Here is a 22854-nt window from a genome sequence, read left to right as displayed (position 1 = left end):
CGATTGCAAGGGCGGCGATCGCCATGAAGGGCGACCGAGTAGAGATCGTCATCGACGCCGGAAGCGGCACCACACGCACCTACGAGATCGAGGCAACGCGCGCCGGCCGGAAGGTCGGTATCACGCAGTCCCGCGGGGTGATCGAGGTCAGCGAGGTCACGCGCGGCGGGAGTACCGTGCGCACGGCTCGCTTCCTCGCCAACCGCGTGCTGGCGCTCGTCGAGCACCCCGCGGCCGACAACCCGGTCGCGGACGAGGTCGTCCCCGCCCTACGCTCGATCTGACCCGTCTACCTAGGCAGACTCTCGCACTGATGTCCTCTCCCGCGGCCAGAGCCGCTGACGCGCGCCCCGAGCCGGTGGATCATCCGCCCCACGAGGGCGAGCCCCGGCGTGCCCGCCGTCCCCGCCGCCGCAGGCCCCGCGCCCGCGGCGAGGCGCCTGCCGTACCGACCGAGGGTCTGCCGCCCGTCGACGACGCCGAGCTGGACGCGCTCGCCGATCGCATCCCGGTTCTCACCCTGCGGGAGGCGCACCGCCTCGGCCGTCGCCTCGACACGGTCCGCCGCACCCGCGACGCCACCGCGCGGGCCCGCGCAGCGGCCGGGATCAAGGCCGCCGTGGAGACCGCCGAGCAACGGATGGCCGCACGCACGGCCGCGGTGCCCGCGATCCGCTACCCCGAAGCCTTACCGGTCAGCGCCCGTCGCGACGACATCGCCGCCGCGATCCGCGACAACCAGGTCGTGATCGTCGCGGGCGAAACCGGCTCCGGGAAGACCACGCAGATCCCGAAGATCTGCCTCGAGCTCGGCCGTGGCGTGCGCGGGCTGATCGGGCACACCCAGCCGCGGCGGCTCGCCGCGCGCACCGTCGCGGCCCGCATCGCCGAGGAGCTGGGCACCGAGCTGGGCGACGCGGTGGGCTGGAAAGTGCGCTTCACCGACCACGTCGGCGAGAACACGCTGGTCAAGCTCATGACCGACGGCATCCTGCTCGCCGAGCTCACGGGCGACAAGATGCTCTGGCAGTACGACACCCTGATCATCGACGAGGCCCACGAGCGCAGCCTCAACATCGACTTCATCCTCGGCTACCTCACCCAGCTGCTCCCCCGCCGCCCCGATCTCAAGGTGATCATCACCTCCGCCACGATCGACGTGGAACGGTTCGCGAAGCACTTCGACGCGCCGGTCGTCGAGGTCTCGGGCCGCAGCTACCCGGTCGAGGTCCGGTACCGCCCGATCGTCGACCTCGACGACCCGGACCACGATCCCGACCGCGACCAGCTCGACGCCATCGGCGACGCCGTTGCCGAGCTGCAGCGCGAGGGCGACGGCGACATCCTCGTGTTCCTGCCCGGCGAGCGCGAGATCCGCGACACCGCCGAGGCACTGACCAAACGCGACTTCCGGAACACCGAGCTCCTCCCGCTCTACGCCCGCCTCTCGACCGCCGAGCAGCACCGCGTGTTCGCCGCCCATCCCGGCCGCCGGGTCGTGCTCGCCACGAACGTCGCCGAGACGTCGCTGACCGTCCCCGGGATCCGCTACGTCATCGACACCGGCACGGCCCGCATCTCCCGTTACTCGCGGCGGCTCAAGGTGCAGCGGCTGCCGATCGAGAAGGTCTCGCAGGCCAGCGCCAACCAGCGGGCCGGACGCTGCGGCCGCGTGGCCGACGGCATCTGCATCCGCCTCTATTCCGAGGACGACTTCGACGCGCGCCCGGAGTTCACCGACCCGGAGATCCTGCGCACCAACCTCGCGTCGGTCGTCCTGCAGATGATCTCGCTCGACCTCGGCGAGCTCACCGAGTTCCCGTTCGTCGAGCGGCCGGACCCGCGCGCGGTCGCGGACGGAATCGCGCTGCTGCAGGAGCTGGGTGCCCTCGACGACCGCAAGCTCACGGCGGTGGGCCGCGCGCTCGCCGCGCTGCCGGTGGACCCGCGGCTGGGCCGCATGCTCGTCGAGGCCGACCGCAACGGCTGCCTGCGCGAGGTGCTCGTCATCGCCGCCGCGCTGTCCGTGCAGGACCCGCGCGAGCGCCCGAGCGAGCAGCGCCAGGCCGCCGACGCGAAGCACGCCCGCTTCGCCGGGGAGTGGACAGCGGCTGGCTCGACCCTCGACGCGGACGGCTCGGACTTCCTGGCGTTCGTCAACCTCTGGCGGTATGTCGCCGAGCAGCGCGAGGAGCTGTCCGGCAACAGGTTCCGCAGGCTGCTGCGCGACGAGTTCCTGCACTACCTGCGCATCCGCGAGTGGCAGGACCTGCACTCGCAGCTGCGCCAGGCCGCCCGCAACGCCGGCCTCACGCTCAACGACACCGAGGCCGATTCCGACCGGATCCACATCTCGGTGCTTTCCGGGCTGCTCTCGCAGGTCGGGCTGCGCGACGACGGCCCCGAACGCGCGGACCGGAACAAGGATCGGCGCAACACCGGCCGCGAGTTCCTCGGCGCCCGCGGGGCCCGCTTCATGATCTTCCCCGGCTCGCCGCTCGCGAAGAAGCCGCCGCGCTGGGTGATGGCGGCCGAGCTGGTGGAGACCTCCCGGCTGTTCGCCCGCACAGCCGCCCGCATCCAGCCGGAGTGGATCGAGCCCCTGGCCGGCCACCTGGTCAAGCGGACGTACTCCGAGCCGCACTGGTCGCGCAAGCGGGCCGCAGCCGTCGCCACCGAGCGCGTCACGCTCTACGGCATCCCGATCGTCGTCGGCCGCAGCGTCGACTTCGGGCGGATCGACCCCGAGACCTCGCGCGAGCTGTTCATCCGGCACGCCCTCGTCGAAGGCGACTGGGACACCCGCCACCGCTTCTTCCACGCCAACCGTGAGCTCCTGGAGGACGTCGAGGAGCTGGAGCACCGCGCGCGGCGGCGCGACCTCGTCGTCGACGAGGAGGCGCTCGTCGGGTTCTACGACGAGCGCATCCCGGCGGACGTCGTCTCCGGCAGGCACTTCGACTCGTGGTGGAAGAAGGAGTCGCGGCGGCAGCCGGACCTGCTCCTCTTCACCGAGGAGATGCTGCGCACGGCGCAGGCGGCGGGCGTCGACCGCTCCGCCTATCCCGACCACGTCGAGGCGGGCGGGCTCACGCTGCCGCTGTCGTACGCGTTCGAGCCGGGCGCGCGCACCGACGGCGTCACGGTCGACGTGCCGGTGGCCGCGCTGCACCAGGTCGACCCCACACCGTTCACATGGCAGGTGCCCGGGCTGCGCGAGGAGCTGGTCACCGCCCTGATCCGCACGCTGCCCAAGCAGCTGCGCCGGCTGTACTCGCCCGCGCCCGACCACGCCCGCGCCGTGCTCGCCCGCCTGCAGGCGGGGCGGGAACCGCTGCTCAACGGCCTGGAGCGCGAGCTCGGCCGGATGCGCGACGTCGAGATCCCGCGCTCGGCCTGGGAGCTGGACCGGCTTCCCGAGCACCTCACCGTCACGTTCCGGGTGGTGGACGAGACCGGCCGCGAGGTGGCACGGGACACCGACCTGGAGGCGCTGCGGCGCACGCTCGCGCCGAAGGTGCGCGAGGAGCTCGCCGCCGCAGGCGTCGAGATCGAGACGACGGGCGCCACCACATGGTCGTTCGGCACGCTGCCGCGCGAGCACCCGATCCGCCGCGGCAACCACACGGTCACCGGCTATCCGGGCTTGATCGACCGCGGCACGAGCGTCGACGTGCGGGTCTTCCCGACAGCGGCCGAGCGCGACCCGTCGCACCACCGCGGAGTCCGGCGGCTCCTGCTGCTGGAGACCCCGTCGCCGGTGCGGCAGGTGCAGCGCGACCTGGACAACGCCGCGAAGCTCGTGCTCTCCCGAAACCCGCACGGCTCGGTGGCCGCGCTGCTCGACGACTGCGTCACGGCAGCCGCCGACCACCTGATCGCCGCCGCGGGCGGCCCCGCGTGGGACGAGCGGTCCTACTCCCGTCTGCGGAAGCTGTTCGCCGACCGCCTCGCCTCCACGACCCTGCAGGTGCTGCAGGCCGTGCGCGGCGTGCTGGTGGTCTGGCACCGCGTCCAGGCGCAGCTCGCCGACCTGCGCGCCCCGGTGCTGGCCGCGGGCGTCGCCGACATCACCGCGCAGGTGAACGCGCTGGTCGGCCCCGGCTTCGCGACGGCGGCAGGCGCCACCCGGCTCGCCGACGTCGCGCGCTACCTGGAGGCCGTCGAGCGGCGGATCGAGAAGCTGCGCGCCGACCCGGCCCGCGACGCCGAGTGGACCGCGCAGGTCCGCGTGGTGGCCGACGAGTACGCCGCCGAGCTCGCCGCGCTCACGCCGGGCGTCGAACCCGGCCCGGAATTGCGCGAGATCCGCTGGATGATCGAGGAGCTGCGGGTGGGCCTCTACGCCCACCCGATGCGCACCCGCTACCCCGTCTCGATCAAGCGGATCCAGAAGGCGATCGACGATCTGGTCTGACGGCGAGCAGGTTCATCGCCCGGAAGGCGATCGGCACCCCGCCGTCCTGGTTGAGCAGCTCGACATGGGTGACGACCAAGCCGCGGTCCGGCTTCGAACGGGACGGGCGGGTGTCGAGCACCGTCGCGCGCAGGTGCACCCGGTCCCCGGGCCGTAGCGGCACCCGCCAGCGCAGCTCGTCGATGCCGGGCGAGGCAAGGCTCGCGACGCGTGACAGGTAGTGGTCGGCGAGCAGCCGCATCGCGAGGCCCGCGGTGTGCCAGCCGCTGGCGATGATCCCGCCGAACGGACCGCTCCGCGCGAACCCCGGGTCGGTGTGGATGGGCTGCGGGTCGAACTCCTTCGCGAAGCGGAGGATCTCCTCCTCGTCGACGTCGAGGTGGCCGTACTCGTACCACGCGCCGGTCATGTAGTCGGCGAACCAGCGGTCGTGGATCGGCGCGGCGAAGTCGGCGGGGCCGAGCGAGCGTGTCATCCGCGCATGATCGGCCCGCGAAGCTTCAACGGAGATTGAAGTGTCATGCATGGCCACCTTGCTGACGTCCATTCGGCGACGGCGGCGAGAGCGGGGCCTCCGCGTTAGGGTGCCGATCATGTGCGAGCCCGACGCCACCAGGCCGTCGCCACCCGACGACAGCTACCTGCGCTCGCTCACCGCGGCCACCGAGCGTGCCGTCCGCGAGGCGGACGCGATCACGTCCGAACACGCGGGCGCGCCGGAGGACGTCCGGGCCGCGGTGCTGGCCGCGGCGCGGGAGTACGGCGACGATCTGGTCGCGCTCAGCCAGGACCTGCACGCCCACCCCGAGGAGGGCTACGCCGAGCACCGGTCGGTGCGGGCGGTGGCGACGCTCCTGGAACGGCACGGTCACTCCGCCGAGATCGGGGTCGGCGGTCTGGACACCGCGCTCATCGCGACCCGCGGCACCGAGGGCCCGCACATCGCCGTGCTCGCCGAGTACGACGCCCTTCCCGGGCTCGGCCACGCGTGCGGTCACAACATCATCTGCGCCACGGGCGTCGGCGGGTTCCTCGCCGCCGCCATGGCCCAGGAACGGGTCGGCGGGCGGGTGTCGCTGATCGGCACGCCCGCCGAGGAGGGCGGCGGAGGCAAGGAGAAGATGGCCCGCGCGGGCGTCTTCGACGACGTGGACGCCGTGATCATGCTGCACCCGTTCACGCACGACCTCGCGCTGCACCCGTTCCTCGGCCGCCGCCAGGTCGAGATGGTCTTCCACGGGGTCGCATCGCACGCCGCGGCACAGCCGTTCATGGGCCGCAACGCGCTCGACGCGGCGGTGGCGGCCTACCAGGGCATCGCGGCGCTGCGTCAGCACCTGCCCAGCAGCGACCGGCTGCACGGGATCTTCACCGATGGAGGCGCCCGGCCGAACGTGGTGCCCGAGCGGGCGGCGCTGCTGTTCTACGTGCGATCGGCCGCGCCGGAGACGCTGCGGGACCTGGCCGCCCGGATGACGGAGATCGCGCACGGCGCGGCGGCGATGACCGGCTGCGGCGTCGAAATGCACTGGGATCCGCTGCCGGCGTACCTGCCGATCCGGTTCAACCACGCGCTCGCCGCACGATGGGCGGTGAATCAGGAACCGGTGGACCGCAGGCCGCTGCCGCCCGGCGTCGTGCCCGACTTCCTCACCGGCTCCACCGACCTGGGCAACCTCAGCTACCGGATGCCCGCGATCCATCCGATGATCGCCGTGTCCGACCCGACGGTCGCGCTGCACACCACGGCGTTCGCCGAGGCGGCAGGCGGCCCGGCCGGTGACCTCGCGGTGCGCGACGGCGCCGTCGGCCTCGCGCTCACCGCCGTCGACTACCTGGCCGACGCGGGCCTCCGCGAGGCCGTCCACACCGAGTTCGCCGCGGCAGGCGGCCCATTGGACGTACCGATGTTCTTCGACTGAGGAGGCCGCGTGACCACCACCAGCCCGTCCGCCCCCGGCCGCCTCGACCGCGTTCTGGACTGGATCGAACGCGCCGGCAACCGGTTGCCCGAGCCGTTCATGCTGTTCGTGCTGCTCACGCTCGTGGTCGCGGTGCTGTCCTCGGTGATGGCGGCGTTCGGGGTGAGCGTCACGATCCCCGGCGAGAACGAGATCACTCCGGTGCGCGGGGCGTTCAGCGGCGCGGGGCTGGAGTTCTTCTTCACCGGGCTGGCGCAGAACTTCATCGGCTTCCCGCCGCTGCGCACGGTCGTGACGATCATGCTGGCGGTCGGGCTCGCCGAGCGCAGCGGGATGCTCAACGCGCTGATCCGGCTCGCGTTCTCGCGCGCGCCGCGCTGGCTGCTGCCCTACGCGCTCGGTTTCATCGGCGTCAGCGGCAGCGTCATGGCCGACTCGGCCTTCATCATCATCCCGCCGCTCGCCGCCATCGTGTTCAAGGCGGCGGGCCGGCACCCGGTGGCCGGGCTGATCGGCGGGTTCGCCGCCGTCGGCGCGGGCTACTCGACGTCGCTGCTGGTGACGAGCCTGGACGCGCTGCTCGCCGGGATCACCAACGGGGTGGCCGCGGCCCTGCCCGTCACGGGCACGCCCGTCACACCGATCTCGAACTACTTCTACAACGCCGTCTCCTCGATCGTGCTGAGCCTGCTGGCCGGCCTGATCATCGACCGGGTGGTGGAGCCGGGGCTCGTGCGCTCCGGCTTCCCGGACACCGAGGTGGAACCCGACGACGACCCCACAGCAACGCGTGGGAGTGACGACCCCACGGCGGAACCGACCAGCGCCACCGTCACCCCCACGGAGCGGCGCGGGCTCCGGGCCGCGGGCGTCGCACTGCTCGTCCTCGTGGTGGCGGTGCTCGTGCTGGTGCTCGTGCCGAACTCCCCGCTGCGGAACGAGACCGGTGGCTATCTGCCGGCGTCACCGCTGCTGGACTCGGTGGTCACGCTGGTGTTCCTCGCGTTCTTCGTGCCCGCGCTCTTCTACGGCATCTACGCCGGGGTGATCCGGCGGGGCGCGGACGTGCCGCTCCTGATGGGCCAGGCCCTGAAGGACCTCTCCGGGTTCATCGTGCTGGCGTTCATCCTCGGCCAGTTCATCGCGCTCTTCGCCTGGACGAACATCGGCGCGTGGCTCGCGGTCTCCGGAGCGAACCTGCTGCAGACGATCGGGCTCACCGGTTACCCGGCGATCCTCGGGTTCGTGGTGCTCGCCTCGCTGCTCAACCTGTTCATCGTGTCCGGCTCCAGCCTCTGGACGCTCATGGCGAGCGTGTTCGTGCCGATGTTCCTGCTGCTGGGCTACGAGCCCAGCTTCGTGCAGGGCGCGTTCCGGGTGGGCGACGCCGCGACGCAGGTCATGACCCCGCTCAACCCCTACATGATCGTGCTGCTGACCTTCGTGCGGCGCTACCAGCCCAGCGCCGGGCTGGGCACGGTGATCGCGAAGATGGTGCCGTTCGTGGTGCCGTTCTGGGTGGCGTGGGTGCTGGTGCTGACCGCCTTCTACGCGTTCGACATCCCGATGGGGCCGGGCGTCGACGTCCGGATCGGCGAATAGCGAATGGTGGCATCAACGGTAGGATAAGTAGCATGCCCGAGCCTACTCAGAAGTACTCGATCACGATGCCCCGGGACATCGCCGAAGCAGCACGCGCACGAAGCGGGCCGTCCGGCCTGTCGGCGTACGTCTCGGCGGCCGTCGCCAGGCAGATCGAGCGCGACAACCTCGCTGAGCTGATCGCGGTCGCCGAAGCCGAACACGGCCCGATCAGCGACGAGGAGATCCAGGCCAAACGCGACATTCTGCTCCGCGAACGCGAGCACCAACACCAGCCGGCGCCGGGCGCGGCGTGACACAACCGTCAGCCGGCCCGGGCGGGACGCTCGTCCTGGACAGCGAGGGACTGTCAGGCGCCGTTCGGCGTGACCGCGATGTGACGACTTGGCTCGCCCTGGCTCGGGCAGACGACCTTCGGGTCGTCACCAGCGCAGCCACGCTCGTCGAGGTGATCCACCCGAAGATCAACCGCCCAGCGCTCGAGTGGACCCTGTCGCGCATCGTCGTGGAGCCGGTCACGGAGGCCATCGCCCGGAACGCCGCTGCGCTCCTGAGCGACGCAGGCTTGCACGGCCACAGCCACGCCCTCGATGCCATCCTCAGCGCCACCGCACTCGCGGCCAAAGCCAGAGGCCCTGTCACCGTTCTCACGTCCGATCCGGACGACCTCGCGGCGCTGTGCGCGGGCGAGGTCATCGTGATCAAGATCTGATCTCGCTCGGCCGTGCCGCTCAGCGCAGGGCGGACCGCGGCGTGGGCTCCAGCTCGAGAAGCTGGATCGCCTGCGTCCCCGCCCGCCACGCCGGTTCGGCGTGCAGCGGCTCGCGGGCCGCCTGGAGGGCAGCATCGGCAAACGACGCGAACCAGACCACCACCTGCTCGTCGCGGACCGGCAGCGCTGGGAAGTCGTTGACGTACGGTGCCGAGCAGGCCACCACCGGGCGCACCCCGAGCAGCCGCTCGGCCTCGGCCACGCTCGGCTCAAGGCCCTCGCCGCTGCGGACCACCACCAGCACGCGCGACGGGCCGGACGAACCCGATCCGACGGCGGCCCGCGACGCGTCGGGAAGCCCCGGCCCGACCGGTTCGAGCATCAGCACGTCGTCGGAGTCGATCATCGTGGCGTTCGCGGCCGCGCGGTGCGCCCTCCACACCGGGCCGCCGTAGAACCCGGCGAGCGCTGCGCGGCGGGCGGCCATGTCGGCGAACTCGCGGACCCACACGAACCGGTCCGGATCGCCGAGGTCCCGGAACGTGCCGACGATCCGCGCTCCCAACTCTTCCTGGGACTCGACGAACTCCCGCTCGAACAGCTCGATCAGCTCGTCGCGCCGGCCGGGGCGGAGAGAGTATTGGCGCAGTTCCAGGATCGTCACGAGCCGGAGGCTAGAGCCGGGGCCCGACACACGGGGTCAGGGTCAGCCGCCGGAGATGTCGAACACGAGCAGACTGTCGGAGGAGCGCGCGCTGACGTACGCACGATTCCTCGTGCTCGTGCGTGGCGATCAGCAGCGCCAGGCGCCTGCCCACGGCGCGGTCAGTCCGCGGAATGCCGGCGGATGAAGGCTTCGACCAGCGCCTGGCGCTCCTCCGCGGACGCCCGCGTCAGCTCGATCGAGTCGCCGTCGATCGACATCGTGACCCGGTGCCGGGCCGCCTGCCTGCCCAGCCAGTCCTTGACGGTCTCGACGATCGCGACGAAGACCCCGCCGGAGGCGCTCAGCGCCAGTACGACGGCGCCGATCGTGACCGGGTCGGTCGCCTTCGACCCGGGCGGAGTGGCAGGTCCGGCGGCCGGTCGGACGACACCGGTGTCGAACTCGGACAGCTCGCGCCGCAGCCGGCGGATCGCCAGTTCCCGGTCCTCTGGATCCGACTCCGGATCGGTCTGCAGCTCCAGCCGGACGTCGACGGTCCGGTGAACCGGCCCTCCGTCACTCATGGGTCTCCGTCCAGCACGCTCCGCGGTGATCGGTCACATGATGGAGTGACCGCCGATCAGTGGCAACAGTCCAGCCGAGGCGATCCGGCTGTCGGAGCGCGCCGCGGCGTCATGTGCCGGCGTCGGACAGCAGCCGGCGCGCCAGGTGCGCAAGGGCGTCGGCCACCTTCGCGGGCGTGACGCCGCTGGCGAGCTGGTGGCGGAACACCTCCGCCGCGAGCGGCGCGAGCAGCGCGTCCACCATGGCGTCCGGGTCCGGGACGCCTGCCTCCACCAGCAGCGACCGCACGTGGGCGCGCCAGAACCCATATGAGCCCACCGCGAACCGCGCCGCCCCCGCGTCCACCGCGAGCACCAGCGGCAGGTGCCGGTCGAGGTGCTCCACCAGCGCGGCGTAGAACGCCGCGAGCCGCTCGGCAGGCGGGGCGCCGGGTCCCAGCGGAGGCGCGCCGCGCAGGAGCTCCTCCTGCAGCACGCGCTCGTCCTCTCCGAGCAGCGCCTCCGCGATCGAGACGATGTCCGGGTAGCGCCGGTAGAGCGTGGCCCGCCCGACACCGGCGGCGCGGGCGACGTCGTCCATCGTGACGGCCCGAGGGTCCTCGCGGCTGCGGAAGAGCTCCGCCGCGGCCGCGAGGACCCGCGCCCTGTTTCGGGCGGCGTCGGCGCGCTCCGTGGGTGGGACGCCCACGCGCGGCGGTCCGACGGCAGCCATCGGCCCAGGCTAGTGGCCCCACCGGGAGCCCAGCGTTGGTCGCTCACAACCGGCGCACCAGAAGTCCTCGAAAGAAATCCGGGGGCGGTGTCGGATCGGGACAGACGTGTTCGTAGCAAGAGTGAGAGGCCGCCAAGCGAGAAGGGAACTGCGACCATGAAACTGACGATCGCCACGAACGTCTCCGTCGACGGCGTGATGCAGGGACTCGGCGGGCCGGACGAGGACCGCAGGGGCGGATTCGAGCGCGGCGGATGGGCCTTGCCGCTGTTCGACGACGAGGCCGAGTCGTTCCTCGGCCAGGTCTACCAGCGCGCCGACGCGTTCCTGTTCGGACGGCTGACCTACGAGATCTTCGCCGGCTCATGGGGAACCGGATCCTGGGGGGCGAACCACGGCGACAATCCCATCGGAACAGCCTTGAACACGCGGCCGAAGTACGTGGCATCGAGCACGCTCACCGACCCGCAATGGGCGGACACGACCGTCCTCTCCGGTGACGTCGCGGCCGCCATCCGCGAGCTGAAGGCCAAGCCGGGGGGTGAGCTGCAGGTGCACGGAAGCGGCAGCCTGGTCCGCTGGCTGTTCGACAACCAGCTGGTCGACGAGATCATCCTGCTCACCTATCCCGTGGTCGTCGGCCAGGGCACGCGACTGTTTCCCGCCACCGGCCCGGACACAGCGCTCGACCTGGTCGAATACCGCGCCACCAGGGGTGGCGTGACGATCCAGGTCTACCGGCCCAGCGGACGCCCGCAGTACGCAACCGCCACCTAGTGACTGGGTGCCGCAGTCAGCGACACCGGACGGGCCGGGCCCGCGCGAAACTGGACGCCGTGTCCAGTTGCAGTACTCTCGAAACCGGACACCATGTCCAGATCTTCGAGAGAGGTGTGCGAATGACTGTCGTCCTCCTGATCAGCGCGTTGCTGATCGGCTGCTTGCTCGCCGTACAGGCGTCCGTGAACCTGCAGCTGACCAAGGCGGTCGGCACGCCGTACGGCGCGTCGACGCTGCAGCTGTGGGTAGCGGTGGGGCTGCTGGCGGTGCTGGCCGCGGCCGCAGGCGCGTTCGGCGCGCTCACCGGCATCACCGACGCGCCGGCGTGGTACCTGCTCGGCGGGCTCGCCAGCCCGCTCTACATCACCAGCGGGATCCTGCTGTTCCCGCGCATGGGAGCGCTCGCGGCGGGCGGGCTGTTCGTGACCGGCCAGATGCTGGCGTCGGTCGGGCTCGACGTGTTCGGGCTGTTCGGGTTGCCCCGGCAGCCGGTCACCCTCGGCATTCTCGCGGGCACCACAGCAGTGCTCGCCGGCATCACCCTGATCGTCCGCGGTCAGCAGCCGGCCGGCGCACCTGCGGCGGTGCCGGCGACGGGCGCGGCACCGCCCGCACCGCCCGCACCCCCGGCGGCGGGCGGGTGGCTACTGCTCGGGCTGGTCGCAGGCGCGGTGCTCCCCGTGCAGGGAGCCGTCAACGCCCGCCTGCGCTCGGTGCTCGAACAGCCGATCGCCGTCGCGCTGGTCAGCTTCGTCGTAGCGGCGCTCACGATCTCCGTCGTGCTCGCCGCCCTCCTGGTCACGGGGCGGACCGCGCGACTCCGCCTTCCCGGCGCGGGCATGCCGTGGTGGGGGTGGCTCGGCGGCGCGTGCGCCGTCGGCTACGTCACCGGCACGTTCCTGCTCATCCCCGCGATCGGCGCGGCAGTCACCGTCGCGCTGACCGTCACCGGGCAGCAGCTCGCATCCGCGGCCATCGACTCGCGCGGCTGGCTCCGCCTGCCCCGCAGACCGCTCAGTGCCCGGCGCGGGACCGGGCTGGTGCTGCTCGTCGCCGGATCCCTGCTCGTCCAGTTGATCTGAGCTACTTGATGGCCCCCAGCGAGAGCCCCTGCACGAGCTTGTCCTGCGCCGCGAACCCGGCGATCAGCACCGGCAGCGACACCACGACCGACGCCGCGCACACCGTGGCCAGGAACAGACCCTGGCTGGTGACGAACCCCGTGAGGAACACGGGCGCCGTCTGGGCGACCGTCGCGGTGAGCACGCGGGCGAAGAGCAGCTCGTTCCAGCTGAAGATGAAACAGATCAGCGATGTGGCCGCGATGCCGGGCAGCACCATCGGCACGACGACCGTGCGCAGGGTGCGCGTCAGGCTGCACCCGTCGATCGACGCCGCCTCGAGCACCTCCACCGGCACCTCGGCGAGGAACGACCGCATCATCCACACCGCGATCGGCAGGTTCATCGACGTGTAGAGGATGATCAACATCCAGATGTTGTCGAGCATCCCGATGCCCTGCGCGATCAGGTAGACGGGCAGCAGGCCCGCCACCACCGGCAGCATCTTCGTGGACAGGAAGAAGAACAGCACGTCGGTCCACTTGCGCACCGGCCGGATCGACAGCGCGTACGCCGCCGGGATCGCGAGCAGCAGAACCAGCGCCGTGGACAGCACGCTCGCCGTGAGCGAGTTCAGCAGTGCGGGCCACGGGCTCGTGCCGGTCTGCGCGCCGAAGAAGTTCGCGTAGCCGTCCAGCGTGAGCGGCGCGAACAGCGACGGCGGGTTGGTGGCCGCGTCCGCCTCGCTGTGGAGCGAGGTGAGGACCATCCACAGCACCGGCAGCACGAACAGCACGCCGACGACCCACGCGAGGATCGTGAGCAGGGTGCCGGCCGGGTTGCGACCGGGCGGGTTGACCGGGGGCGCCGCGGTGCGCGGCGCCTCAAGGGTGGCGGTCATCGGGCCCCCTCCTCACGGAACAGCGACGAGACGGTGCGCAGCGCGAACGTCGCGATGATGATCGTTCCGATCACCACGACGACACCCGCGGCCGAGGCCCGGCCGAAGTCGTGCGCGTTGTAGAAGATCTGGTAGATCGTGTAGGGCAGGTTCGCCGTGCCCAGGCCACCCGAGGTGATCGTGAAGACGGCGTCGAAGTTCTGCACGATGTAGATCGACCCCAGCAGCGCACCCAGCTCCAGGTACTGGCGCAGGTGCGGCAACGTCATGTGCCGGAAGATCTGCCACGACGAGCAGCCGTCGATCCTCGCCGCCTCGATCACGTCGAGCGGCTTGCTCTGCAGCCCGGCCAGCAGGATCAGCATCATGAACGGCGTCCACTGCCAGACGAGCGACGCCACCACCGCGGTGAGCGGCATCGTGGAGATCCAGTCCGGCTGTGGGGCGTTCTCACCGAAGATCCACGTCAGCACGCCGTTGAAGAGGCCGTACTCCGGGTTGTAGAGCGCGTGCTTCCAGAGCAGCGCCGCGGCCACCGGCACCACGAGGAACGGCGTGATCATCATCGTGCGGACGATCCCGCGGCCGCGGAACGTCCGGTCGAGCAGGAGGGCGATCACGAGCCCGAGCACGACGCTGACCAGAACCACCGACACCGTGAGCACGATCGTCGTGATGATCGAGTCACGGGTGGTGACGTCGGTGAGCACCCGCCGGTAGTTGTCGAACCCGGCGAAACCGACCTCGTCGGGGTAGTAGGCGTTCCAGTTCATGAACGAGATGACCAGCGTGCCGACGAACGGCAGCTGCGTCACGATGATCAGGAAGATCAGCGCGGGCAGCAGCGGGGCGCGGCGCGCCCAGTCGCCCGCGCGGCGCAGCGCGGCACCCTCGCCCGGCGGCTGCTGGGTCGGGGACGTGCGTGGTTCCACTGCCGTACTCATGACTGCCCCTCCGCCCGGGAGCGGTACCGCTCCGCCACGTCGTCGGCCAGCTGCTGGCCCCGGTCGAGGGCCTCGTCCACCGTCACCAGCCCGGCGATGGCCGAGCTCACCTCCTGCGAAACCTGGGTCCCGAGGTCGGGGAACTCCGGGATCCCGACGAACTGGATGCCGAGCGCGGGCCGCGGCTGCACACCGGGGTTACGCGGGTCGGCGGTCTCGATGGCGTTCTTCGTCTGCTCGGCGAATGCGCTCGCCTCCGCGACGTACTGCGGGTTCTCGTAGGTGGACGCCCGCTTGCCCGCAGGCACGTCCGACCAGCCGATCTGCTCGCCGACCAGCTGCTCGTACTCCTTGCTCGACGCCCACGAGACGAACTTCCACGCGGCGTCCTTCTTCTCGCTTGCCGCCTGGATCCCCCACGCCCATGCGTACAGCCACCCCGCGCTGTCGGTCTCCACGACCGGAGCGGGCGCGTAGCCGATCTTGCCGCGCACCGGCGAGTCGGCGGCCTCCAGCGAGCCCGCCGCGGACGTGGCGTCGTACCACATGGCGACGTTGCCCTGGACCATGTTGTTCAGGCACTCCGTGAAGCCGGCCTGCGGCGCACCCGACTCACCGTGCTCGCGCACCAGGTCGACGTAGAACTGCACGGCTTCCCGGAACTCCGGCGCGTTCACCGCGGCCTGCCAGTCGGCGGTGAACCAGGTGCCGCCGAACGTGTTGACCACCGTGGTCAGCGGTGCGAAGACCTGGCCCCACCCGGGCTGGCCGCGCAGGCAGATCCCCGCCATGCCGGGCTGTGCGCCGTCCAGCTGCGCGGCGATGTCGGCCACCTGCTGCCACGTGGGCTTCTCGGGCATCGCGATGCCCGCGGACTGCAGCACGTCGGCGCGGTACATGAGGAACGAGGACTCGCCGTAGAAGGGCTGGCCGTAGATCTGGCCGTCCGGGCCCTTCAGGGACTCCGCCATCGGCGGCAGGATGTCGGCCTGGTCGAAGGCCTGGTCCTGCGCGATGTAGGGGTCCATCGACGCGATCCAGCCGCTGCGGGCGTAGATCGGGATCTCGAAGTTGGAGAGCGACGCCACGTCGTACTGACCGGCCTGGCTGGAGAACTCCTGGCTGATCTTGTCGCGCACGTCGTTCTCCGGCAGCACCGTGAAGTTGACGGTGATGCCCGTTTGCTGGGTGAAGTGCTCGGCCGTCAACCGCTGCAGGTCCACCATCTGCGGGTTGTTGACCATGAGCACGTTGATGCTGTTCGCCCCACCGCCTCCGACGCTGCCGCCCCACCCCGCGCAGGCGGTGCTCGTCAGCAGCACGACGAGGGAGAGCAGCACGCTCCGCATGCTCAGTCGCCTCATTGCGTCCCTCCGCATCGGTGCCCACTGATGCTCAGATGAGCACACGCCCGATCACACGATCAGAAGTGTGGCAACGAGCCAACCTCAACTCAATGGCTTGTGGAAGAATGGGCGTCGTTCCGCTCATATGAGCGAGGAGGCGGCAGTGGCGATGGACGGCAGCGCGCGCGGGCCGGCCCAGCTCGTGCTCACGGCGTCGGTCGCGCGCCGCTACTACCTCGACGGCCGGTCCAAGGTCGAGATCGCACAGGAGTTCGCGCTCAGCCGCTTCAAGGTCGCCCGGCTGCTTGACGACGCGCGCAACAGCGGGCTCGTCAGGATCGAGATCGGGCATCCCGGCTCGGTCGACGTGGAGTTGTCGGACCGGCTCATGTCGACGCTCGGGCTGCAGCACTGCGTCGTCACCGACACCCCGGACGACGTGCCAGCCACCATGCGCGCCCACCTCGGCACCGCCGCGGCGGAGCTGCTCACCGAGATCGTCACGGCGGACGACGTGCTCGGCCTGTCGTGGGCGCGCTCGGTGAGTGCGATGGCCAACGCGTTGCAGCGGCTCGCCCCGGTGCCCGTCGTGCAGCTCACCGGTGCCCTCGCCCGGCCGGGCGTGGACGACAGCTCGATCGACGTGGTCCGCGACGTCGCTCGCGTCGCCGGCGGCCCGGCCTACTTCTTCTACGCCCCGATGGCGGTGCCCGACGCCGCCACCGCGCAGGCCCTGCGCCGCCAGCCCGAGGTCGCGCAGGCGTTCTCCCGCATCGGGTCGGTCACCCGTGCAGTCGCGGGCGTGGGAGCGTGGGAGCCCGAACAGTCCACGGTCTACGACGCCACCGGCGAGGCCGAGCGGAAGGAGCTCGCGCGCAGCGGCGTGTGCGCCGAGATCTCCGGCATCCTCGTCGACGCCGACGGTATGCCCGTACGCTCGAACCTCACCGAACGGATGATCGGCATCACGGCCGACCAGATGCGGGCCGTGCCCGAGGTGATCGCGATCGTGTACGGAGGTGCGAAGGTGCGAGCCGTGCTTGCCGCGGTGCGGGGCGGGCTGGTGAACAGCCTGGTCACGCACTCGACGCTCGCCGAGTCGCTGATCACCGCGGCGGGGCCGGGGTAGTGGAGGTGCCGCTGCTGGGCGGCACGGCCAACCGCGGGCGTGTGCACCGCGTCGGCAACACCGTCCGCCGCCCGCTGCGTCCCACGAGCAGCGCCACCCACGCGCTGCTGCGGCATCTCGAGGACGTCGGGTTCGACGGCGCCCCGCGCGTGCTCGGCGTCGACGACTCGGGCCGGGAGGTGCTCAGCTACGTGCCCGGCCGGGCCGTCACGGCGCCGGCACCGATGTGGGGGCTCACCGACGATGCGCTGCGCAGCGTCGGGCGGCTGTTGCGCCGCTTCCACGACGCGGCGGCGGCCTTCGACCCGGCGCCGTACCACTGGTCGCATCCCGCGCCCACCCCGTTCGACGGCCGTGGCATCGCCCACAACGACCCGAACCTCGACAACGTGGTCTTCCGCAACGGCCACGCGGTGGCGCTGATCGACTTCGACCTGGCGGGGCCGGGCTCGCCCGTCTGGGACCTCGCGGCCGCCGCCCGCCTGTGGGCGCCGCTGCGCGACCCGGTCGACACGACCGATGCCCGCCGCGGCCGCGAGCTGGAACGCACCCGGATCCTCGTGGACGCCTACGGCCTCGACGACGCGGATCGTGCGGCGTTCCTCCCCGCGCTGCGCGACTCCCACGCCTGGATGTGCGAGATCGTGCGGGACGGCGCCGAGCGGGGCGTCCCCGGCTTCGCGGAGTACTGGACACCGGAGGCGCAGGCGCGCCAGGAACGGGCACAGCGCTGGTTCGACCGGAACGCCGAGGCGATCGACCGGACGCTGGTCGAGTAGCGCGGGCCCTACTCCTACGCTCGGGGTATGGCGCCGGTGCTCGACCCGCTGTTCGACGACCTGAAGATCGAGGACCTGAGACAGCGACCGGGCTCGAAGTGGCGCGTCGACCCCGATGTCCTGCCCGCGTGGGTAGCCGACATGGACTACCCCGTCGCGCCCGTGATCGCCGACGCCATCGAGCACACGGTGCGCCGGGGCGACCTCGGCTATCCGCGGTGGGAGGACGGGCATCCGCTGCGCCACGCGTTCGCCGACCGGATGCGCGAGCGCTACAGCTGGCCGGTCGACGTTGCCGACGTGCGCGAGCACACCGACGTCGTGCAGGCCGTGCAGGTGCTCCTGCACCTCGGCACGTCGGCGGGCGACGCCGTCGCCGTGCACACCCCGACCTACCCGCCGTTCCACCACACCGTGGGCGCGATGGGCCGCAAGCGGGTGGACGTGCCGTTCCTGCGCACGTCCGAGAGCTGGGCGGCGAACATCACGGGACTTGCCGATGCGGTGGCCACCCACGACTGCAGGGCACTGCTGCTGGTCAACCCGCACAACCCGACCGGCAGGGTGCTCACCCGCGACGAGCTCGGCGAGATCGCCGCGATCGCCCGCAGGCACGACCTGCTCGTCATCAGCGACGAGATCCACGCCGAGCTGACCTTCGCGCCCCACGAGCACGTCCCGTTCGCCTCGATCGACGCCGACACCGCGGCCCGCACGGTGACGCTCACGTCGGCGAGCAAGGCGTTCAACCTGGCCGGTCTGCGCTGCTCGGTGGCGCACTTCGGGCCGCGGCGGCTGCTCGCCGTGCGCGACGCCGAGCCGACCGAGCTGTACGGCGCGGTCTCCACGCTCGCGGTGGAGGCCGCCGTCGCCGCGTGGCGGCACGGCGGCGACTGGCAGCAGCGCCTGCTGCACGTGCTGGACCGCAACCGGCGGCTGGTGGCCGAGGCCGTCGCGTCGTGGGCCGCTGACCCGGAGCCGATGCCGGAGGCCACCTACCTCTACTGGTTCGCCGCCGACGCGCTGGGGCTGGGCGACGACCCGGTCGCCGAGGTGCTCGCCCGCGCCCGCGTACTGCTCAGCGGCGGGCCGATCTTCGGCGAGGACGGCCGCCGCTACCTGCGACTCAACTACGCCACCAGCGCGGCCGTCCTGCAGGCGGTGCTCAACAGGTTGCGAGCACTCACCGCGCCATGATCCGCCAGGCGCCTTCAGGCACGCACCCCGACCTGGCCCACGGCACCGCGCAGTCCCACACACCCCACGCACCCGACGCAGCCCACGCAGTCGACACACCCGATGCAGGCCACGCAGCGGCGGCAGCCCACGCAGCCGAGACAGGCGATGCACGATGCGAGGGCCACGCTGAGCAGCGTCAGCACCGAACCGACGATCGCGACGCTGCCCGCGGTGGCCACGCTCCCCGCCACAGCGGCGCTGCCGGACGTCGCCACGCTGCCGGCGACCGCGACGCTCCCCGCCGTGGCGACGCTGCCTGCCACGGCGACGCTGCCCGCGGTGGCCACGCTCCCCGCCACCGCGAGGCTGTTGTCCGTCGCGATGCTGCCCGCGACCGGCAGATTCTGCTCACCCATCGACGCCCTCCCCTGATCGTCCCCGGGGGCGCACGCTACTCGGGGATGATCCGCCGCTTCCGCAGATCGTCGAAGAGACCGAGCAGCATGGCCTCGGTGTCGACGTATCGGTGGAAGCCGAACCGGCGCGACTTCGACGTGTCGGCGAACATGTCGTAGTCCCATGACAGGACGAAGTCGCCGAACGCCCACGACGACACGTCCGCGTACGGGGTCGGGGCGAGCCCGTGGCGGGCCACCATCGCGTCCCACACCGGCTCCTTGTCCGCCATCACGTCCCGCAGCGACATCGGCAGCGGCGGCGCCACCTCCAGCCCGAACGCGTCGGCGACCACCGGCCACATGCGGTTCCAGCGGAAGAGGTCGCCGTTGGCGATGTTGAACGCTTCGTTCGCGCAGCGCGGGTCGGTGGCCGCCCACACCGTGGCCTCGGCGAGCAGGCCGGCGTCGGTCAGCTCCAGCAGCGCGTCGTAGGCACCCGGCTTGCCGGGGAACCTCAGCGGCACGCCCAGCTCCTTGCTGATCGACGCGTACACCGCGAGGACCACCCCGAGGTTCATCGGGTTGCCGAGCCCGAAGCCCGCCACCACCGACGGCCGGATCGCCGACCAGGTCCACCCGGCGGCGGCCGCACGCTCCTCCACGAGGTGCTGCTGGTCGACGTTGAACTCCGGCGGCATGTGCGGCGGGTCGCTCTCCCGCGCAGGCGTCGAGAACGGGCCGAGGTGGGCACCGTAGACCTTGTAGCCCTGCATGAGGCTGATGTGCTGCAGGTCTGGGGCGCTCTCCGCGGCCACGTCGAGCACGGTGCGCAGCATCGTCACGTTCGGCTCCACCAGCTCCGACCACGTCGGCCGGTCCTGGTAAGCCGCATAGAACACGTGGGTGATGCCGGGGTGGGCGCGGAAGGCGTCCCGCACGGAGGCGGGGTCGAACAGGTCGGCCGCGACGTGGCGGACCGGGCCGCCTGCCGGGCCGCCGCGGCGGGACAGGCCGACGACGTCCCAGTCGGGGAGGCCGGCGAGGTGCTCGGCGAGCGTGCCGCCGATGACGCCGCGCGCCCCGACGACGAGTGCGGTCCTGGTCATGGGTTTCTCCTGTCGGTCATGCGGGGACGGGGACGCGGCGCCGCTCCAGCGCCACGGAGACGAGGGCGACGGCGAGCCCGGCGGCCGCCATGGCCGCGCCGACGCCGTTCACGGCGGGGAACCCGAGCCCGGCGCCGATCACCAGACCGCCGAGCCATGCGCCGACGGCGTTGCCGAGGTTGAAGGCGCCGATGTTGACCGCGGAGGCCATCGTCCCTGCGGTGCCCGCGGCGTCCAGGACCCGCGCCTGCAGGCCCGGCACCGTCGCGAACGCGGCGACGCCCACCAGGAACAGGGTGACGGCGGCGGGCACCGGCGCCCGCACCGTCACGGTGAAGGCGGCGAGCACGACCGCCAGTGCCGCGATCGCCCCGACGATCGACGGCATGAGCGCCCGGTCGGCGAGCCGCGCGCCCACGAGATTGCCGACGACCAGCCCGGCCCCGAACAGGAGCACGAGCCAGGTGAGCGCGCTCGACGGGAAGCCCGCGACGTCGACCATCAGCGGCGCGACGTAGGTGAATGACGCGAAGACGCCGCCGAACCCGAGCGCGGTCATGCCCAGTGCCAACCACACCTGGGGGCGGCGGAAGGCCGAGAGCTCGGCGCGCAGGTTCGCGGACGGGTCGGCGGGGCGGTCGGGCACGAGCGCGAGCACGCCCAGCGCTCCGATCACGCCCAGCGCGGCGACGACCCAGAACGTGCTGCGCCAGCCGAACGTCTGGCCCAGCAGCGTGCCGAGCGGGACGCCGAGCACGTTCGACAGAGTCAGGCCGGTGAACATCATCGCGATGGCGGCGGCCCGGCGGGTGGGGGCGACGAGGCCGGCCGCGACCACCGACCCGACGCCGAAGAACGCGCCGTGGCACAGCGAGGCGACGATCCGGCTGACCATCATCAGCGCGTAGTCGGCGGCCAGCGCGGATCCGATGTTGCCGATGACGAACAGCGCGAGCAGGCCGAGCAGCACGGGCTTGCGGCGCAGCCGCGTCGCCGCCGCGGTGAGCAGCGGCGCCCCGACGAAGACGCCGAGCGCGTAGCCGGAGATCAGCAGGCCCGCGGCGGGTATGTCGACGCCGAATTCGGCGGCGATCTCGGGGAGCAGGCCGGTCGGGACGAACTCCGTGGTCCCGATGGCGAAGGCGCTGATGGCGAGTGCCAGCAGGGCGAGGGGCATGAACCGTCCTCCTGATGTGAGCGCGCGCCGATAGCGCGCGTCTACAACAGTTGCACACGCTTCCTATCGCGGCAAGCAGGTATGCTGGGCCGCACGTGAGGAGGTGCCGCGATGCCGATCGCCGACGATGCCGTCGAGGTCCGTGCGCAGGGCTGGCGCACGCTCGCCGCGCTGCACGGCCGGCTGGAGGAGGCGCTGGAGAAGGCGCTGCAGTCGGAGTTCGACCTGTCGGTGGTCGAGTACACGGTGCTGGACACCCTCGCCCGCCAGGACGGGTGGCACATGCGCATGCAGCAGCTCTCCCGCGCAGCCGCGCTCTCCCACAGCGCCACCACGAGGCTGGTCAACCGTCTGGAGAACCGCGACCTGCTCAGCCGCTACCTCTGCGCCGACGACCGACGCGGGATCTACAGCCAGATCACCGAGGAGGGTCGGGCGCTGCTCGAACGGGCCCGTCCGGTGCACGACGCCACGCTGAAGGAAGCGCTCGACGCCGCAGGGAGCGTTCCCGAGCTCGGCAGGCTCGTCGAGCTGTTCCGGGCCTGACCAGTGCCCTACTCGGCCACCGAGGTTGCGGCGAACGCCGCCTTCCAGGCGCGGTAGCCGCCGTCGAGGTCGGTGGCGTTGTGCAGCCCGAGGTCCTGGAGCGAGGCCGCGGCGAGGCTGGAGCTGTAGCCCTCCGAGCACACGAGGATCCACGTCACGTCGTGGTCGACGGCCTCCGGGATGCGGGCATCGGACGTGGGATCGAGCCGCCACTCGATGTGGTTGCGCTCGATCACCAGCGCACCCGGCAGCTCACCCTCCTCCGCGCGCTGCCATCCGGGGCGGGTGTCGACGAGGAACGCGCCGTGGCGCACCAACTCCGCCGCGCGGTGCGGGTCCGGCCGGTCGAGCCGCGCGCGGGCCGCCGCGAGCAGGTCGTTCACGGTGGTCATCCCACTCCCTCCGACGAACCCGACTCCACCAGCACGCTGCGGGTGCGACGCAACCGCGCGCCCGGTTCGACCGCGTAATACGACATCGCGGTCAGCGGAGGAGAGTACGCGTGCACCGATACCGCGGGCGTCGGCTCGGTGTTGCCGACGTCGTGCACGTGCCCCAGCGGGAAGCCGAGGCTGCGCCCGGCGCGCACCCGCCGCGAACGCAGCCCGTTCCCGGCCCAGCGCTGTTCGACGAGGCTGCCGGACACGACCGTCAGCGCGCCGAGCGAGCCTGCGTGGTCGTGCAGCTCCGCGGTCTGCTCGGTGGCCCAGCTGATCAGCCACACGTCGAGGTACTCGTCGCTGCGCAGCAGCCGGTACCAGCGCCGCTCCGGGTCGACGTGGACGGGGTGGCGGCCCGCGCGCACTTCGGCGGCGACCTCGCGGGTCAGGGCGGTGAGATCACCGAGCGCGAGCGGTGTGGGGGCGTGCAGCAGCACGGGGGAACTCCAGTGATGGCAGCAGCTTCGAGCGGA

Annotated in this window: 24 protein-coding genes; 12 read left to right on the top strand and 12 right to left on the bottom strand. The window is 71.8% G+C overall.

Features of this window, described 5'->3' with window-relative positions; all coding sequences use genetic code 11:
- The first annotated feature begins 23 nt into the window (after positions 1-23).
- Together K1T35_RS03020 and hrpA are read left to right on the top strand one after the other, a co-directional pair.
- Positions 24-284 (top strand): hypothetical protein, encoded by a 261-nt coding sequence (locus tag K1T35_RS03020; RefSeq protein WP_220258663.1) that lies wholly within the window; start codon positions 24-26, stop codon positions 282-284.
- A gap of 29 nt (positions 285-313) precedes the next feature.
- Complete coding sequence (hrpA, locus tag K1T35_RS03015; protein ID WP_220258662.1) at positions 314-4417, top strand: ATP-dependent RNA helicase HrpA; 4104 nt, start codon at positions 314-316, stop codon at positions 4415-4417.
- Here hrpA and K1T35_RS03010 read toward each other — a convergent pair.
- Positions 4380-4964, bottom strand: coding sequence for a MaoC family dehydratase (locus K1T35_RS03010; RefSeq protein WP_370645300.1), 585 nt, complete (start codon positions 4962-4964; stop codon positions 4380-4382). The two genes, hrpA and K1T35_RS03010, sit on opposite strands and share 38 nt — an antisense overlap.
- Positions 4965-5010: 46 nt before the next feature.
- Between K1T35_RS03010 and K1T35_RS03005 the strand changes: the two genes are divergently transcribed.
- From K1T35_RS03005 to K1T35_RS02990, 4 genes are read left to right on the top strand one after another with little or no spacing between them, the layout of a single operon-like run.
- Entirely contained in the window at positions 5011-6339 is a 1329-nt protein-coding gene (locus K1T35_RS03005; RefSeq protein ID WP_220258661.1) for a M20 family metallopeptidase, read from the top strand.
- 9 nt (positions 6340-6348) lie between these two features.
- On the top strand, positions 6349-7941 hold the full coding sequence (locus tag K1T35_RS03000; RefSeq protein WP_220258660.1) for an AbgT family transporter: 1593 nt from the start codon (positions 6349-6351) through the stop codon (positions 7939-7941).
- A gap of 32 nt (positions 7942-7973) precedes the next feature.
- The gene (locus K1T35_RS02995) at positions 7974-8237 is read left to right on the top strand and encodes a hypothetical protein (protein ID WP_255621530.1); all 264 of its coding nucleotides are present in this window, start codon (positions 7974-7976) and stop codon (positions 8235-8237) included.
- Positions 8234-8653, top strand: a complete 420-nt coding sequence (locus K1T35_RS02990; RefSeq protein WP_220258659.1) for a PIN domain-containing protein — start codon at positions 8234-8236, stop codon at positions 8651-8653. The genes K1T35_RS02995 and K1T35_RS02990 overlap by 4 nt, the downstream gene beginning before the upstream one ends.
- A 19-nt stretch (positions 8654-8672) precedes the next feature.
- Here K1T35_RS02990 and K1T35_RS02985 read toward each other — a convergent pair whose 3' ends face one another.
- From K1T35_RS02985 to K1T35_RS02975, 3 genes are all read right to left on the bottom strand, one after another.
- Complete coding sequence (locus tag K1T35_RS02985; RefSeq protein ID WP_220258658.1) at positions 8673-9317, bottom strand: NIPSNAP family protein; 645 nt, start codon at positions 9315-9317, stop codon at positions 8673-8675.
- 161 nt (positions 9318-9478) lie between these two features.
- On the bottom strand, positions 9479-9883 hold the full coding sequence (locus K1T35_RS02980) for a hypothetical protein (protein WP_220258657.1): 405 nt from the start codon (positions 9881-9883) through the stop codon (positions 9479-9481).
- A gap of 109 nt (positions 9884-9992) precedes the next feature.
- Positions 9993-10595: a TetR/AcrR family transcriptional regulator gene (locus K1T35_RS02975; RefSeq protein ID WP_220258656.1), complete on the bottom strand. Its 603-nt coding sequence runs from the start codon at positions 10593-10595 to the stop codon at positions 9993-9995.
- A gap of 156 nt (positions 10596-10751) precedes the next feature.
- Between K1T35_RS02975 and K1T35_RS02970 the strand changes: the two genes are divergently transcribed.
- Together K1T35_RS02970 and K1T35_RS02965 are read left to right on the top strand one after the other, a co-directional pair.
- On the top strand, positions 10752-11372 hold the full coding sequence (locus K1T35_RS02970; RefSeq protein WP_220258655.1) for a dihydrofolate reductase family protein: 621 nt from the start codon (positions 10752-10754) through the stop codon (positions 11370-11372).
- 122 nt (positions 11373-11494) lie between these two features.
- Positions 11495-12457, top strand: coding sequence for a DMT family transporter (locus K1T35_RS02965; protein ID WP_220258654.1), 963 nt, complete (start codon positions 11495-11497; stop codon positions 12455-12457).
- A gap of 1 nt (position 12458) precedes the next feature.
- Here K1T35_RS02965 and K1T35_RS02960 read toward each other — a convergent pair whose 3' ends face one another.
- From K1T35_RS02960 to K1T35_RS02950, 3 genes are read right to left on the bottom strand one after another with little or no spacing between them, the layout of a single operon-like run.
- Entirely contained in the window at positions 12459-13337 is an 879-nt protein-coding gene (locus tag K1T35_RS02960; RefSeq protein ID WP_220258653.1) for a carbohydrate ABC transporter permease, read from the bottom strand.
- The gene (locus K1T35_RS02955) at positions 13334-14281 is read right to left on the bottom strand and encodes a carbohydrate ABC transporter permease (RefSeq protein ID WP_220258652.1); all 948 of its coding nucleotides are present in this window, start codon (positions 14279-14281) and stop codon (positions 13334-13336) included. Before K1T35_RS02955 ends, K1T35_RS02960 begins: the two co-directional genes overlap by 4 nt.
- Positions 14278-15645 carry a sugar ABC transporter substrate-binding protein gene (locus tag K1T35_RS02950; RefSeq protein ID WP_220258651.1) on the bottom strand — a complete coding sequence of 456 codons (1368 nt, stop codon included), beginning with the start codon at positions 15643-15645 and terminating at the stop codon, positions 14278-14280. Before K1T35_RS02950 ends, K1T35_RS02955 begins: the two co-directional genes overlap by 4 nt.
- A 151-nt stretch (positions 15646-15796) precedes the next feature.
- Here K1T35_RS02950 and K1T35_RS02945 point away from each other — a divergent pair, with 151 nt between their 5' ends.
- From K1T35_RS02945 to K1T35_RS02935, 3 genes are read left to right on the top strand one after another with little or no spacing between them, the layout of a single operon-like run.
- On the top strand, positions 15797-16756 hold the full coding sequence (locus K1T35_RS02945; RefSeq protein WP_255622515.1) for a sugar-binding transcriptional regulator: 960 nt from the start codon (positions 15797-15799) through the stop codon (positions 16754-16756).
- A 5-nt stretch (positions 16757-16761) separates the two neighbouring features.
- Complete coding sequence (locus tag K1T35_RS02940; protein WP_220258649.1) at positions 16762-17535, top strand: phosphotransferase enzyme family protein; 774 nt, start codon at positions 16762-16764, stop codon at positions 17533-17535.
- Between the two features lie 27 nt (positions 17536-17562).
- Positions 17563-18732, top strand: coding sequence for a MalY/PatB family protein (locus K1T35_RS02935; protein WP_255621528.1), 1170 nt, complete (start codon positions 17563-17565; stop codon positions 18730-18732).
- Between the two features lie 14 nt (positions 18733-18746).
- On the opposite strand, the gene K1T35_RS02930 is transcribed toward K1T35_RS02935, so the two are convergent.
- Genes K1T35_RS02930 through K1T35_RS02920 form a run of 3 tightly spaced genes read right to left on the bottom strand, consistent with a single transcriptional unit; the run spans position 18747 to position 21395 of the window.
- A complete protein-coding gene (locus tag K1T35_RS02930; protein ID WP_220258648.1) occupies positions 18747-19130 on the bottom strand; it encodes a hypothetical protein in 384 nt (127 codons plus the stop codon).
- A gap of 35 nt (positions 19131-19165) precedes the next feature.
- Positions 19166-20218, bottom strand: coding sequence for an SDR family oxidoreductase (locus K1T35_RS02925; RefSeq protein ID WP_220258647.1), 1053 nt, complete (start codon positions 20216-20218; stop codon positions 19166-19168).
- A gap of 16 nt (positions 20219-20234) precedes the next feature.
- Positions 20235-21395, bottom strand: a complete 1161-nt coding sequence (locus K1T35_RS02920; RefSeq protein ID WP_220258646.1) for an MFS transporter — start codon at positions 21393-21395, stop codon at positions 20235-20237.
- Between the two features lie 111 nt (positions 21396-21506).
- Here K1T35_RS02920 and K1T35_RS02915 point away from each other — a divergent pair, with 111 nt between their 5' ends.
- A complete protein-coding gene (locus K1T35_RS02915) occupies positions 21507-21941 on the top strand; it encodes a MarR family winged helix-turn-helix transcriptional regulator (RefSeq protein WP_220258645.1) in 435 nt (144 codons plus the stop codon).
- Positions 21942-21949: 8 nt separating this feature from the next.
- Here K1T35_RS02915 and K1T35_RS02910 read toward each other — a convergent pair whose 3' ends face one another.
- Both K1T35_RS02910 and K1T35_RS02905 read right to left on the bottom strand, forming a co-directional pair.
- The gene (locus tag K1T35_RS02910) at positions 21950-22333 is read right to left on the bottom strand and encodes a rhodanese-like domain-containing protein (protein ID WP_220258644.1); all 384 of its coding nucleotides are present in this window, start codon (positions 22331-22333) and stop codon (positions 21950-21952) included.
- Positions 22330-22818, bottom strand: a complete 489-nt coding sequence (locus K1T35_RS02905) for a cysteine dioxygenase family protein (protein ID WP_220258643.1) — start codon at positions 22816-22818, stop codon at positions 22330-22332. Before K1T35_RS02905 ends, K1T35_RS02910 begins: the two co-directional genes overlap by 4 nt.
- Positions 22819-22854: the final 36 nt, after the last annotated feature.

This window comes from Pseudonocardia sp. DSM 110487, assembly GCF_019468565.1.
In the GTDB taxonomy this organism is placed as follows: domain Bacteria; phylum Actinomycetota; class Actinomycetes; order Mycobacteriales; family Pseudonocardiaceae; genus Pseudonocardia.
Note: the sequence above shows the minus strand (reverse complement) of the source record. Positions and strands in the feature narration are given on the sequence as shown.